The 12,310-nt window shown below is 50.5% G+C and carries 17 protein-coding genes; 6 read left to right on the top strand and 11 right to left on the bottom strand.

Features of this window, described 5'->3' with window-relative positions; all coding sequences use genetic code 11:
* Positions 1 to 478 precede the first annotated feature (478 nt).
* A complete protein-coding gene (locus ACJ9N4_RS20120; protein WP_182919037.1) occupies positions 479 to 1,033 on the top strand; it encodes a gamma carbonic anhydrase family protein in 555 nt (184 codons plus the stop codon).
* Here ACJ9N4_RS20120 and ACJ9N4_RS20115 read toward each other — a convergent pair.
* The 6 genes from ACJ9N4_RS20115 to dprA are packed head-to-tail and all read right to left on the bottom strand — an operon-like array spanning position 1,009 to position 4,792.
* Positions 1,009 to 1,257, bottom strand: coding sequence for a DUF1488 domain-containing protein (locus ACJ9N4_RS20115; RefSeq protein ID WP_182272846.1), 249 nt, complete (start codon positions 1,255 to 1,257; stop codon positions 1,009 to 1,011). The two genes, ACJ9N4_RS20120 and ACJ9N4_RS20115, sit on opposite strands and share 25 nt — an antisense overlap.
* Positions 1,254 to 2,072, bottom strand: coding sequence for a shikimate dehydrogenase (gene aroE, locus ACJ9N4_RS20110; RefSeq protein WP_182274582.1), 819 nt, complete (start codon positions 2,070 to 2,072; stop codon positions 1,254 to 1,256). Before aroE ends, ACJ9N4_RS20115 begins: the two co-directional genes overlap by 4 nt.
* A gap of 4 nt (positions 2,073 to 2,076) precedes the next feature.
* Positions 2,077 to 2,649, bottom strand: coding sequence for an L-threonylcarbamoyladenylate synthase type 1 TsaC (tsaC, locus tag ACJ9N4_RS20105; RefSeq protein WP_182919038.1), 573 nt, complete (start codon positions 2,647 to 2,649; stop codon positions 2,077 to 2,079).
* On the bottom strand, positions 2,642 to 3,196 hold the full coding sequence (locus tag ACJ9N4_RS20100) for a type I DNA topoisomerase (RefSeq protein ID WP_182272848.1): 555 nt from the start codon (positions 3,194 to 3,196) through the stop codon (positions 2,642 to 2,644). The genes tsaC and ACJ9N4_RS20100 overlap by 8 nt, the downstream gene beginning before the upstream one ends.
* A gap of 26 nt (positions 3,197 to 3,222) precedes the next feature.
* Positions 3,223 to 3,696: a DUF494 family protein Smg gene (smg, locus tag ACJ9N4_RS20095; protein WP_014072048.1), complete on the bottom strand. Its 474-nt coding sequence runs from the start codon at positions 3,694 to 3,696 to the stop codon at positions 3,223 to 3,225.
* Entirely contained in the window at positions 3,668 to 4,792 is a 1,125-nt protein-coding gene (gene dprA / locus ACJ9N4_RS20090) for a DNA-protecting protein DprA (protein WP_411500731.1), read from the bottom strand. The genes smg and dprA overlap by 29 nt, the downstream gene beginning before the upstream one ends.
* Positions 4,793 to 4,919: 127 nt before the next feature.
* Between dprA and def the strand changes: the two genes are divergently transcribed.
* The 5 genes from def to mscL all read left to right on the top strand — a co-directional run bounded on the left by def (position 4,920) and on the right by mscL (position 9,697).
* Complete coding sequence (def, locus tag ACJ9N4_RS20085) at positions 4,920 to 5,429, top strand: peptide deformylase (RefSeq protein WP_182272850.1); 510 nt, start codon at positions 4,920 to 4,922, stop codon at positions 5,427 to 5,429.
* 25 nt (positions 5,430 to 5,454) lie between these two features.
* Entirely contained in the window at positions 5,455 to 6,402 is a 948-nt protein-coding gene (gene fmt, locus ACJ9N4_RS20080) for a methionyl-tRNA formyltransferase (RefSeq protein ID WP_182919040.1), read from the top strand.
* A gap of 52 nt (positions 6,403 to 6,454) precedes the next feature.
* A complete protein-coding gene (gene rsmB, locus ACJ9N4_RS20075) occupies positions 6,455 to 7,741 on the top strand; it encodes a 16S rRNA (cytosine(967)-C(5))-methyltransferase RsmB (protein WP_182272852.1) in 1,287 nt (428 codons plus the stop codon).
* Between the two features lie 22 nt (positions 7,742 to 7,763).
* A complete protein-coding gene (trkA, locus tag ACJ9N4_RS20070; protein ID WP_089600737.1) occupies positions 7,764 to 9,140 on the top strand; it encodes a Trk system potassium transporter TrkA in 1,377 nt (458 codons plus the stop codon).
* Positions 9,141 to 9,286: 146 nt separating this feature from the next.
* On the top strand, positions 9,287 to 9,697 hold the full coding sequence (gene mscL, locus ACJ9N4_RS20065; RefSeq protein ID WP_182272853.1) for a large-conductance mechanosensitive channel protein MscL: 411 nt from the start codon (positions 9,287 to 9,289) through the stop codon (positions 9,695 to 9,697).
* Here mscL and ACJ9N4_RS20060 read toward each other — a convergent pair whose 3' ends face one another.
* The 5 genes from ACJ9N4_RS20060 to ACJ9N4_RS20040 all read right to left on the bottom strand — a co-directional run bounded on the left by ACJ9N4_RS20060 (position 9,698) and on the right by ACJ9N4_RS20040 (position 12,288).
* Positions 9,698 to 9,913, bottom strand: a complete 216-nt coding sequence (locus tag ACJ9N4_RS20060; RefSeq protein WP_182274583.1) for an alternative ribosome-rescue factor A — start codon at positions 9,911 to 9,913, stop codon at positions 9,698 to 9,700.
* 57 nt (positions 9,914 to 9,970) lie between these two features.
* Positions 9,971 to 10,396 (bottom strand): Zn(2+)-responsive transcriptional regulator, encoded by a 426-nt coding sequence (gene zntR, locus ACJ9N4_RS20055; protein ID WP_182272854.1) that lies wholly within the window; start codon positions 10,394 to 10,396, stop codon positions 9,971 to 9,973.
* Positions 10,397 to 10,398: 2 nt separating this feature from the next.
* Entirely contained in the window at positions 10,399 to 10,767 is a 369-nt protein-coding gene (locus tag ACJ9N4_RS20050) for a DUF1992 domain-containing protein (protein WP_182274584.1), read from the bottom strand.
* 107 nt (positions 10,768 to 10,874) lie between these two features.
* The gene (rplQ, locus tag ACJ9N4_RS20045; protein WP_001216368.1) at positions 10,875 to 11,258 is read right to left on the bottom strand and encodes a 50S ribosomal protein L17; all 384 of its coding nucleotides are present in this window, start codon (positions 11,256 to 11,258) and stop codon (positions 10,875 to 10,877) included.
* A 40-nt stretch (positions 11,259 to 11,298) separates the two neighbouring features.
* Positions 11,299 to 12,288 (bottom strand): DNA-directed RNA polymerase subunit alpha, encoded by a 990-nt coding sequence (locus ACJ9N4_RS20040; protein WP_002919219.1) that lies wholly within the window; start codon positions 12,286 to 12,288, stop codon positions 11,299 to 11,301.
* Between the last annotated feature and the right edge of the window lie 22 nt (positions 12,289 to 12,310).

The following is a 12,310-nucleotide window of genomic DNA, read 5'->3' as shown; positions in this document are numbered from 1 at the left end:
TTAAAAGTTTGATGCTCAATGAATTAAACTTCGTAATGAATTACGTGTTCACTCGTTGAGACTTGGTATTCATTTATCGTCCGAGGACGTTAAGAATCCATGTCACTTTGAGTGCCCACACAGATTGTCTGATAAATTGTTAAAGAGCAGTTGCAACGCGGCTTTCAGCTCACCGTTGCGAGGTGGCGTATATTACGCTTTCCTCTTTCAGAGTCAACCCGTTATTTCAGAATTTTTCTCTTCAACCGACCGGGTTGTTTGTGAAGTGATTCACATCCGCCGTGTCGATGGAGGCGCATTATAGGGATCCCATTTTTTAGCACAAGCATTTTTTAGATCTTTTTTTCTGACTGTCGATTTTCCGTTCTTTTCGCTGGAATCCCGCCCGATCTGCTTAAATATTGACGCATTTTGCCTTGCCTCGATCCAATAATATGATCAAAGTCTTCTGTATAGCGCCCATCTCGTCGAGGTAGATATGTCTGCAGTATTACGTCCTTATAAAGATCTGTTCCCCCAAAAAGGCGATCGTGTGATGATCGATGCCAGTAGTGTCGTCATTGGCGATGTCCGAATCGCCGATGACGTCAGCATCTGGCCTCTCGTTGCGATCAGGGGGGATGTTAACTATGTGGCAATTGGCGCACGCACCAATATTCAGGACGGTAGCGTTCTGCATGTGACCCACAGATCCTCATATAACCCGGAAGGCAATCCCCTCATCATCGGAGAGGATGTTACCGTTGGCCATAAAGTGATGCTCCACGGCTGCACTATCGGGAATCGGGTGCTTGTTGGTATGGGATCAATCCTGCTGGATGACGTCATAGTAGAAGATGACGTGATGATTGGTGCCGGGAGTCTTGTCCCGCAAAACAGACGCCTGGAAAGTGGCTATCTCTATTTAGGCAGCCCGGTAAAACAGATCCGCCCCTTAAAAGAGGCGGAGATCGAAGGATTGAAATATTCAGCGAATAACTACGTGAAATGGAAAGATGAGTATCTGGCTCAGGACAACCAGACCCAGCCCTGATCGTCTTCCTGCTGATCGCGGATTAAATCGCTGGCTTCTTCTTCAAGATCCCAGCGATTTTCGCAAAATACCTCTAGCGGGTTTGAACCACCAAAGCGACTCAGCAGCACTTCTCCACTGATAGCACAAGTAAGTTGCATTCCATGTACCAGCACCGGGAAGCAGACCGCTTGTTTACTCTCATCCCAGTTTTCCCGGTCAGGAAAGTGGATCGCCTGATTCACGCCGTGAGCTCCTGTTTCAGCTTTTCAATCACCGGTTCCACCGCAGGTAACACGCCGTGCCAGAGCAATACCGCATGTGCTGCCTGTCCCACCAGCATACCCAGACCGTCAGCCAGATGTTTCGCGCCGTGTTGTTCACACCACATCAGGAAAGGCGTTTTACCTTTCTGATAAAACATATCGTAAAAATACATGTGGGCATTTACCAGCGACGCAGGGATCGCTGGCACTTCACCAGCAATACCGCTGGAAGTGGCATTAATGACAAGATCGAATTCGCCATCGGCAAGATCATCAAGCGCGACTGCGCTCACACTGCCAGTATGTGCGAACACCGCCGCTAACTCTTCTGCTCGGGAGAAAGTTCGGTTGGTAATAGTCACCGCACAATCCAGTGAAAGGAGCGGCAACAGCACGCCCCTCGATGCCCCGCCAGCACCGATCAACAAAACCCGAAAACCGGGTTTGATAAATGACAGTCTTTCCAGATCGCTAAGTAAACCAATCCCGTCAGTGTTGTCACCCAGGAGTCGGCCATCCTCAAGTCGCTTAAGCGTATTCACCGCACCAGCAAGAGAAGCGCGCTCGGTCAGCTCATCCGCACGTTCGAAAGCTTCTTCCTTAAAGGGTACCGTCACATTTGCACCTTTACCGCCCGCCTCAAAAAAGGCATCCAGTGTAGTAACAAATGCATCAACGGGTGCCAGCACGCGGCCATAGGGATGATCTATCTGCAGTTGTTCAGCAAACTGCTGATGGATCAAAGGCGACTTACTGTGTGCAATCGGATTACCAAAAACAGCATAAGTTTCCATCATATTACCCCTGGCGAAAGCGTTCGCCGGTCAAGGCGTCACGAATTTCTGACGGATTCAGGCGACCCCCAGTTTCACCGACGGCGACCGGAAAATCATTCCCGAACTGCGCCAGTACTTCTTCAGTGGTTCGGCAAGGAGGCAGCCCGGTCAGGTTAGCGCTGGTTGAGACCAGTGGTTTGCCAAACGCCATACATAGCGCCACCACCAGCGGATGATCCGTTACACGCACGGCGAGGGAATCAAAGCGCCCGGTTAACCAACGCGGCGTGGTCGGCTTCGCCGGGAAAACAAAGGTCACTGGCCCGGGCCATACGGAGAAGATGGTCTCACGCTGCGCCGGAGTCAGCATGGAATCATCAATATAAGGTTTAAGCTGCTCGTAACTGGCAGCAATCAAAATCAGCCCTTTTTCGACAGGTCTTTGTTTTAATGCAAGTAAGCGGCTCACAGCCGTTTCGCTGTCAGGATCGCAACCGACTCCAAAGACAGCTTCTGTTGGATAAGCGATGACTTCTTCATTTTTCAGAACATCCACCGCATGCGCGATGGAGCCCGATGGCAGGTTATTATTCACTGTTTTGATCCGCCGAAACCGGCTTTCCACATTGTTTACTGGCGCAGAAGCGTTTCATGCCTTGCGCCGTTTTCTTCTCTATAAGTAGCGGATAATTGCAATGGGAGCAGATCCCCGCTACCGGTTTGAAATTGATAACGAACTGGCATTCAGGATAGCGATCGCAAGAATGGAAGGTCTTACCAAAACGGGAGCGTCGCTGTACCAGTTGCCCGCGCTGACACTGAGGACACGCAATGGCCGTTTCATCTGGCTTATCAATTTGCTCTGTATGTTCACATTCGGGGTAACGGCTACACCCAATAAACATCCCGAAACGGCCTTGCCGTAACGCTAACTCACCGCCGCAGAGAGGGCAAAGCTGCCCCTCCAGAATTTTAACGATATGTCCATCCGCCTGGCTTTTCAGGGGACGGACATAATCACATTCCGGATAGTGTGAACAACCGAGAAACGGACCGTGTTTCCCGGACCGAATGACAAGTTCAGCCCCACACTGTGGGCAGGGCTCGTTTTTATGCACCGTGAATAGTGCGGATTTGGCCATAACAACTCTTGGTGCTGCACATTGAATTAGTGCAGCATACCTTCATTCACTTCAAAGAGTAATTCTTCCATTTGCTGATAGGCATTTTCACAGCCCGGAATATTAAACAGAACCATCAGGATCACCCATTTCAGGTCTTCCAGTTCGAACTCTGCCGTATCCAGCGCCATGACGCGCTCTATCACCATTTCTCTCGTTTCGAGGTTTAGCACCTGAATCTGCTCAAGGAATAAGATGAATCCCCGGCAGCTGGCGTCCAGTCTTTCACACTCTTCAGCTGTATAGATGCGCACTGACAATGGGTCAGAGGCAAGCTGCATCGGTTCGGCGAGGCCTTCCTGATAATCAGCCAGTTTCTCCAGCCACATCAACGCATTATAAATATCTTCCCGCTCAAATCCCGCATCGGTAAGATCCCGTGTCAATTTGTCCTGATCCACTCGCATTTCTGCTTCGTTATGGATGTAAGTTTCAAACAAATACATCAGTACGTCGAACATGGCATGCCCTCCTTAATCGGACATAGCCGCCGGGTACAGCTGCGATCCACCCTGCTAACTCCAGTTCGAGTAGCTGTGCTACCGTTACTGGCACAGGTTGGCCGGCACGTTCAGCGACAACGTCAACAGGTGTTACCTCATCTCCTACGTTAGCCAGGAGCTTAGAAAATGGCAATGCCACCTTCTCCTGATCTGATGAATAATGTTGCTTTTCGGGATCGTCCGGCAACCAATGCAGCCCATATTGCAAATTATCAAGAATGTCCTCTACACCAGTCACTGGCGTGGCACCTTGTTTTATTAGCCAGTGTGGTCCTTCGCATCCGGGGTTACCTATTGGACCAGGTAAGGCAAACACTTCTCTCCCCTGTTCAAGCGCACACCTTGCCGTCACAAGTGAACCGCTTCGTAATGCCGCTTCAACCACCAGCACTCCCAGGCTTAGTCCGCTGATAATTCGGTTACGGCGTGGGAAATGACCAGGTCTGGGCTGCGTTGACAGTGAGAACTCGGACACTATCGCCCCTTCGGATGCTATAAGACGCTCAGCCAGGGGCTGATGCCTGCGCGGATAAATGCTAAAAAGCCCGTTACCCAACACTGCCACACTGCGTCCGTTTACTGACAACGCCGCGTTGTGAGCTACGCCGTCAATTCCGCATGCCAGCCCGCTGGTAATGGTGAAACCGGATTGTGAAAGCTGCTCACACAGGATCTTCCCCCAGCGCTCGCCATACCAGGAAGGCGTACGGCTTCCAACCACGGCCAGTTGAACAGCGCTGAGGGCGGTAAGATTACCTTTAACGAATAGCGCCCCGGGATAATCAGGAAAAGTGCGAAGTAAAGGGGGATAAAGAGGATGATTTGCAGTCAGTAGATGGTTTCCAGACTGTTCAAGCCACACCAGGCTGCACTCAAGCTCATGTTCACCGAGCGCAAAAAACCGCTTTGCCTGTGTTACCGACAACCCGGCCTCTCTGATAGCTGCACCATCGATCGTTGACTGCTTAAGCAGCCATGATGCCGCTTCCAGCATCGCATCACCACATAGTGAACCTATGTTGATTAACCGTAACCATATCTCTGTGGATGTCATCCTTTTCCCTGCCATAAGCAGCCTCAGCAATCTTTGCGATTGGTCACTGATGCTGTCAATCGATGGGGGATTTGTCTAGAATAGAGGTAATATTCTTATCAACTCCTGAACACGACTCTGGAAATTTATGGCAGTTTTGCAAGTGTTACATATTCCGGACGAGCGCCTTCGCATCGTCGCTGAACCGGTTAAAGAAGTGAATGCAGAAATTCAGCGTATCGTCGATGATATGTTCGATACCATGTATACCGAAGAAGGTATTGGCCTTGCGGCAACGCAGGTAGACATTCACAAACGAATTATCGTGATTGATGTATCAGAGAATCGCGACGGTCGACTGGTGCTTATCAACCCTGAGTTGCTCGAGAAGAGTGGCGAAACAGGTATTGAGGAAGGTTGTCTGTCCATTCCAGAACAGCGCGCTTTAGTGCCGCGTGCCGAGAAAATCAAAATTCGCGCCCTGGATCGTGACGGTAACCCGTTCGAACTGGAAGCAGACGACCTGCTCGCAATTTGTATTCAGCATGAGATGGATCACCTGGTCGGTAAACTGTTTATCGATTATCTCTCTCCGCTGAAACAGCAGCGTATTCGTCAGAAAGTAGAGAAACTGGATCGTTTGCGCTCTCGCGCATAACGTCCCCCCGGATACAAGGAATAACGTGTCTAAAACACTACGTATTATCTTCGCGGGTACCCCTGATTTTGCAGCGCGTCACCTTGACGCGCTGCTATCTTCTGGCCACCAGGTTGTGGGTGTCTTTACTCAACCGGACCGCCCTGCTGGTCGCGGTAAAAAGCTGATGCCGAGCCCGGTAAAGGTATTGGCCGAAGAACATGGATTACCTGTTTTTCAGCCTGCATCCTTACGCCCTCAGGAAAATCAACAGTTAGTCGCTGACCTGAACGCTGACGTGATGGTGGTAGTCGCTTACGGCTTAATTCTGCCAAAAAGCGTGCTTGATATGCCGCACCTGGGTTGTATCAACGTTCATGGTTCTCTGCTCCCTCGCTGGCGCGGGGCGGCACCTATTCAACGCTCTCTGTGGGCAGGCGATGCTGAAACTGGCGTCACAATCATGAAGATGGACGTAGGTTTAGACACGGGCGATATGCTGTATAAACTGGCCTGTCCAATCACTGCAGACGATACCAGTGCCACGCTATACGACAAACTGGCAGATCTTGGTCCGCAGGGTCTTATCGAAACCTTGCAGCAGCTTGCTGATAACACTGCAAAACCTGAAGTTCAGGATGAAGCGCTGGTGACCTATGCAGAAAAACTGAGCAAAGAAGAGGCTCAGTTTGACTGGTCACTACCTGCTGCTCAGCTTGAACGTTGCATTCGCGCCTTTAATCCGTGGCCAATGAGCTGGATGATGATTGATGACCAACCGGTAAAAGTCTGGAAGGCCTCTGTGATTGACAGCAGTGTGTCTGCGGCTCCAGGAACGATCGTCGAAGCGAACAAGCAAGGCATCCAGGTCGCGACCTCAGAAGGTATTTTGAATCTTGAGTCACTGCAACCTGCGGGTAAGAAAGCGATGAGCGCTCAGGATCTATTAAATTCTCGTCGCGAGTGGTTTATCCCTGGCAATCGTCTTGCCTGAGAAAATTTCTTCTTAAGGCCCGGAGTTTCCGGGCATTTTTATTTTTACGGTTATGAAAAAACAAAATCTACGCAGTCTGGCGGCACAGGCCGTTGAGCAAGTTGTCGAGCAGGGTCAGTCACTGAGCAATGTCCTGCCTCCACTACAACAAAAAGTGTCCGATAAAGACAAAGCACTGCTTCAGGAGCTGTGTTTTGGCGTCCTGCGCACTCTTTCTCAGCTTGAGTGGTTGATTAATAAGCTGATGTCACGCCCAATGACGGGTAAGCAACGTACCGTGCATTACTTGATCATGGTTGGCTTCTATCAGCTTCTTCATACCCGTATCCCGCCTCATGCTGCGCTCGCTGAAACGGTGGAAGGTGCCGTTGCGATTAAACGCCCGCAACTGAAAGGATTGATCAACGGGGTATTACGCCAGTTCCAGCGACAGCAGGAAGAGCTTCTGGCTGAATTTGCTCAAAGCGAAACGCGTTTCCTGCACCCTGACTGGCTTCTGAAGCGTCTTAAGAAAGCGTATCCACAACAGTGGCAGAACATTGCTGACGCCAATAACCAACGTCCACCGATGTGGCTGCGCGTCAACCGTAACCACCATACCCGAGACGCATGGCTGGCTTTACTGGAAGAAGCCGGGATGAGTGGATTCCCCCATGAGGCCTACCCTGACGCCGTTCGTTTAGCCTCCCCAGCGCCAGTACATGTACTACCCGGTTTTGAAGAGGGTTGGGTGACCGTACAGGACGCCTCGGCACAGGGCTGCATGACATGGCTTGAACCGAAAAACGGTGAGCAGATCCTCGATCTTTGCGCCGCACCTGGCGGCAAAACAACCCATATTCTGGAAGTCGCTCCGCAAGCTAACGTGATGGCAGTAGATGTCGATGAACAGCGTCTGTCACGCGTCTATGACAACCTGAAGCGTCTGGGGATGAAAGCGCAGGTCAAACAGGGCGATGGGCGTAAACCTGCAGAATGGTGTGGTGAGACGCAGTTCGACCGTATTTTGCTGGATGCCCCCTGCTCCGCAACCGGCGTGATTCGTCGTCATCCTGATATCAAGTGGCTACGTCGCGATCGTGATATTCCAGAGCTTGCTCAGCTGCAATCTGAAATTCTCGACGCCATCTGGCCGCATCTGAAATCAGGCGGGACGCTGGTCTATGCAACATGTTCCATACTTCCGGAAGAAAACAGCCAGCAAATTGCAGCCTTCCTTAAACGTACCCCTGATGCTGCACTGCATGACACAGGGACGCCAGAGCGTCCTGGTCAGCAAAACCTGCCTGGCGCAGAAGAAGGTGATGGCTTCTTTTACGCTAAGCTAATCAAAGAGTGATGTTGAGAACAGGTCACGAGAGATGAAAATTATCATTCTGGGCGCAGGACAGGTTGGCGGGACGCTGGCGGAAAATCTTGTCGGCGAAAACAACGATATCACGATCGTCGATACGAATGGCGATCGGCTACGCGTTTTGCAGGACAAATTTGACCTCCGCGTTGTACAGGGCCACGGTTCACACCCACGCGTGCTTCGCGAGGCCGGAGCCGATGATGCCGACATGCTGGTTGCAGTAACCAGTTCGGACGAAACCAATATGGTCGCGTGCCAGGTGGCCTATTCACTGTTCAACACGCCGAACAGGATTGCCCGTATTCGCTCCCCGGACTATGTCCGGGACGCAGAAAAACTGTTTAATTCAGAAGCCGTACCTATCGACCATCTGATTGCGCCAGAACAACTGGTTATCGACAATATATACCGCCTGATCGAGTACCCGGGTGCTTTGCAGGTTGTTAACTTTGCCGAAGGGAAAGTGAGCCTGGCCGTGGTTAAAGCCTATTACGGTGGACCATTGATCGGTAACGCACTGTCTACCATGCGCGAGCACATGCCGCATATCGACACCCGCGTCGCGGCCATTTTCCGCCATGACAGACCTATCCGCCCGCAAGGCTCCACCATTGTGGAAGCTGGCGATGAGGTCTTCTTTATTGCCGCGTCGCAGCATATCCGTGCCGTGATGAGTGAGCTTCAGCGTCTCGAAAAGCCGTACAAGCGTATTATGCTGGTCGGCGGGGGCAATATCGGTGCGGGCCTGGCTCGTCGACTTGAGAAAGATTACAGCGTGAAGTTGATCGAACGCGATCAGCAACGCGCATCTGAACTGGCGGAAAAGTTACAGAACACGATCGTGTTTTATGGTGACGCATCGGATCAGGAATTACTGGCCGAAGAACATATTGATCAAGTTGATCTCTTCATTGCCGTCACCAACGACGACGAAGCGAATATTATGTCCGCTATGCTCGCCAAACGTATGGGGGCAAAAAAGGTCATGGTGCTTATCCAGCGCCGTGCCTACGTCGACCTTGTTCAGGGAAGCGTGATTGATATCGCCATTTCACCGCAGCAAGCCACAATTTCCGCATTGCTCAGTCATGTCCGTAAAGCAGATATTGTCGGTGTTTCATCGCTTCGCCGTGGTGTCGCTGAAGCCATTGAAGCGGTCGCGCACGGGGATGAAACCACGTCACGCGTAGTGGGTCGCTCCATAGATGAAATTAAATTGCCGCCAGGTACGATCATTGGTGCCGTAGTACGTGGAAATGATGTCATGATCGCCAATGATAATTTACGTATCGAGCAAGGTGACCACGTCATTATGTTCCTTACCGACAAAAAGTTTATTACCGACGTCGAACGTTTATTCCAGCCAAGTCCATTCTTCCTTTAATGATTCGGGTGCCTGTAAAAGAGCACCCGCACATTAACCATTTAATTTATATGCCTTTTATTTTTCATAAGGTTTATTTATCTCCAATGGAAATTGGCTAATCATTTGTTAAACTTATAACCGTCAGCTGGCACAAGGAGAACATAATGAGTTTTATTAAAGAATTTCGCGAATTTGCGATGCGCGGGAATGTGGTGGATCTGGCTGTGGGTGTCATTATTGGTGCAGCGTTCGGTAAGATCGTTTCATCATTAGTGGCCGACATTATCATGCCACCTTTAGGATTGCTGATCGGGGGGATTGATTTCAAACAATTCGCCGTCACGCTCAGGGATGCGCAGGGGGATGTCCCGGCGGTTGTAATGCATTACGGCGTGTTTATTCAGAACATATTTGATTTCGTGATCGTGGCGTTCGCCATTTTTATGGCCATCAAGCTCATCAACAAGCTTAACCGTAAAAAAGAAGAACCGGCTGCAGCGCCAGCACCAACGAAAGAAGAAGTCTTGCTGACTGAAATTCGCGACCTGTTAAAAGAGCAAAATAGCCGCTCTTAATCAGTAGCTAAAAGCAGGAAGGCCAGTGGTAAATAAGCGATTCGCTTGCTTGCCACTGGCCTCCCAGTTACCCCGTTTTGCATGTTTGTTTTTACGCAGATAACTTCCTTTCCCTTTTTTACTTTTCTCAACACGCTGTCTGAAAAGCGGGTCGTGAAGTAAAGCTTCAATGGCGTTATCCTTAATTTGCCCCTTCGTATGCTGATAGTGACTCATCATTTCTCCTGAGTTTGGTTTAAGTCGTCGGAAGTCTAGACCCGGGCGTTCTAAAAATCAACAATGCTGATTTTCTCCACTGGCTCCCTGTTCAAGAGCTTCCAGAATTGAGCAATAAATACTGCTGTGAGCAGTACCGCAACAGGCATCATTTAATCGCTGCAGTGAACGCTGCATCGTCTGAAGTTCCTGAATACGTGCTTCAACTTCATCAAGCCTGGCTTGTACGATGCTTTTAGATTCCTGGCAGGTATGATGTTCAGGATCGATGCGGATCGATAATAACTCACGGATCGATTCCAGCGTGAAGCCAAGCTGCCGTGCGTAACGGATAAACCGCAGACGTTGCAAATCATTGTCGGTATAGAGACGGAATCCACCTTCTGTCCGTACCTCATGATCAATCATCTGCTGTTTCTCATAGTATCGGATTGTATCCGGCGTTACGTTAGCAAGTTTTGCAAGCTCACCAATACGATACATAACTACTCCTCGTTTATTCTCTGCATCAACCTTTCGCAATACTCGCCATGCAAAAAGTCAGTATTCATGCCAGACTGGCGGAGCTTAAGCTCAATCAGCGCCAGGCGTCGGCTAAGTTCGCTATGCCTGGGGTCATCCTTACGAATACCTTTAAGTAAATCAGTAAGCTCAACGGCCTCTCTGCGCTGTTCAAGTTCAGGTGGCAAACAGCCTGCATTTTTAAGTAACCGGTATCCAGCCCGTAATTCGGGTGCAATGTGCGAATCATCGTCCAGAACTAGCGGCTCGCCGCTTCCAGGAAGATTATCGAATTCACCTTTTCTTTGGGCATCGCTGATATGGCGTTCTGCCCACTGGTCGAGCAACCACATCATGAGCTCCAGGGGATGAACAGAAAAGATACAGCCATTGTAGATAAGTGGGGATCCTGCGGATATAAAAAAACCCGCCGGAGCGGGTTTTTTTACGTTACTGCAGATTACTCTGCAGCAGCTTCTGCTTTCTCTGAACGATCAACCAGCTCGATGTAAGCCATCGGCGCGTTGTCGCCTGCACGGAAGCCACACTTCAGAATACGAGTGTAACCACCGGCACGGCTCGCGAAACGCGGGCCCAGTTCGTTAAACAGTTTTGCCACGATCTCGTTATCACGAGTACGGGCGAATGCCAGACGACGATTAGCAACGCTGTCAGTCTTGGCAAGAGTAATCAGCGGCTCAACTACGCGACGCAGCTCTTTCGCTTTAGGCAGGGTCGTCTTGATGATTTCATGACGAACCAGTGAACCTGCCATGTTGCGGAACATAGCCTGGCGATGGCTGCTGTTGCGGTTCAGTTGACGACCACTCTTACGATGGCGCATGACCTTATCCTTCTCAGTAAAACCTTAACCTGTGATCCGGTTACTCGTCAGCAATGCTTGCCGGTGGCCAGTTTTCCAGGCGCATGCCCAGAGACAGACCACGTGAAGCCAGCACGTCTTTAATCTCGGTAAGAGATTTTTTACCCAGGTTCGGCGTTTTCAGCAACTCAACCTCGGTACGCTGTACCAGATCACCGATATAGTGGATAGCTTCTGCCTTGAGGCAGTTAGCAGAGCGGACAGTCAATTCGAGATCGTCAACAGGGCGCAGCAGGATCGGATCGAATTCTGGTTTCTCTTCTTTCACTTCCGGCTGACGTACATCACGTAAGTCAACGAAAGCTTCCAGTTGTTCTGCCAGGATGGTTGCCGCACGACGAATCGCCTCTTCAGGATCGATTGTGCCGTTGGTTTCCATTTCGATGACCAGCTTGTCCAGGTCGGTACGCTGTTCTACACGCGCTGCTTCAACATTGTAGGCAATACGCTCTACAGGGCTGTAGCATGCGTCGACCAGCAGACGGCCGATTGGGCGCTCATCTTCTTCCGAATGAATTCGGGCAGAAGCCGGCACATAACCACGACCGCGCTGAACTTTGATACGCATGCTAATAGCTGCGTTCTCATCGGTCAGGTGGCAGATCACGTGCTGCGGCTTGACGATTTCAACATCACCGTCGTGGGTGATGTCGGCTGCAGTCACAGGGCCAATGCCAGATTTATTCAGAGTAAGAATAACTTCATCTTTACCCTGAACTCTCACCGCCAGCCCTTTCAGGTTGAGCAGGATTTCAAGGATATCTTCCTGAACGCCTTCTTTGGTGCTGTACTCATGAAGTACACCATCAATCTCAACCTCGGTCACCGCGCAACCCGGCATCGATGAGAGCAGAATACGGCGCAGTGCGTTACCCAGAGTATGGCCAAAGCCACGCTCTAAAGGCTCAAGGGTCACCTTGGCGTGCGTCGAACTCACTTGCTCGATATCTACCAGGCGCGGTTTTAGAAACTCTGTCACAGAACCCTGCATTGTGTCCTCTCTTTGGTACTAA

This window comes from Enterobacter sp. LM3, from assembly GCF_046622475.1.
In the GTDB taxonomy this organism is placed as follows: Bacteria; Pseudomonadota; Gammaproteobacteria; order Enterobacterales; family Enterobacteriaceae; genus Enterobacter; species Enterobacter cloacae_P.
Note: the sequence above shows the minus strand (reverse complement) of the source record. Positions and strands in the feature narration are given on the sequence as shown.

What these genes read in the sequence shown, in the direction of transcription:
- rsmB (WP_182272852.1), top strand. Translation starts at nt 6,455, where the DNA reads ATGAAAAAACAAAATCTACGCAGTCTGGCGGCACAGGCCGTTGAGCAA.
- smg (WP_014072048.1), bottom strand. Translation starts at nt 3,696, where the DNA reads ATGTTCGACGTACTGATGTATTTGTTTGAAACTTACATCCATAACGAA.
- trkA (WP_089600737.1), top strand. Translation starts at nt 7,764, where the DNA reads ATGAAAATTATCATTCTGGGCGCAGGACAGGTTGGCGGGACGCTGGCG.
- ACJ9N4_RS20040 (WP_002919219.1), bottom strand. Translation starts at nt 12,288, where the DNA reads ATGCAGGGTTCTGTGACAGAGTTTCTAAAACCGCGCCTGGTAGATATC.
- zntR (WP_182272854.1), bottom strand. Translation starts at nt 10,396, where the DNA reads ATGTATCGTATTGGTGAGCTTGCAAAACTTGCTAACGTAACGCCGGAT.
- ACJ9N4_RS20060 (WP_182274583.1), bottom strand. Translation starts at nt 9,913, where the DNA reads ATGAGTCACTATCAGCATACGAAGGGGCAAATTAAGGATAACGCCATT.
- ACJ9N4_RS20100 (WP_182272848.1), bottom strand. Translation starts at nt 3,196, where the DNA reads ATGGCCAAATCCGCACTATTCACGGTGCATAAAAACGAGCCCTGCCCA.
- rplQ (WP_001216368.1), bottom strand. Translation starts at nt 11,258, where the DNA reads ATGCGCCATCGTAAGAGTGGTCGTCAACTGAACCGCAACAGCAGCCAT.
- def (WP_182272850.1), top strand. Translation starts at nt 4,920, where the DNA reads ATGGCAGTTTTGCAAGTGTTACATATTCCGGACGAGCGCCTTCGCATC.
- ACJ9N4_RS20050 (WP_182274584.1), bottom strand. Translation starts at nt 10,767, where the DNA reads ATGTGGTTGCTCGACCAGTGGGCAGAACGCCATATCAGCGATGCCCAA.
- mscL (WP_182272853.1), top strand. Translation starts at nt 9,287, where the DNA reads ATGAGTTTTATTAAAGAATTTCGCGAATTTGCGATGCGCGGGAATGTG.
- ACJ9N4_RS20120 (WP_182919037.1), top strand. Translation starts at nt 479, where the DNA reads ATGTCTGCAGTATTACGTCCTTATAAAGATCTGTTCCCCCAAAAAGGC.
- dprA (WP_411500731.1), bottom strand. Translation starts at nt 4,792, where the DNA reads ATGACATCCACAGAGATATGGTTACGGTTAATCAACATAGGTTCACTA.
- aroE (WP_182274582.1), bottom strand. Translation starts at nt 2,072, where the DNA reads ATGGAAACTTATGCTGTTTTTGGTAATCCGATTGCACACAGTAAGTCG.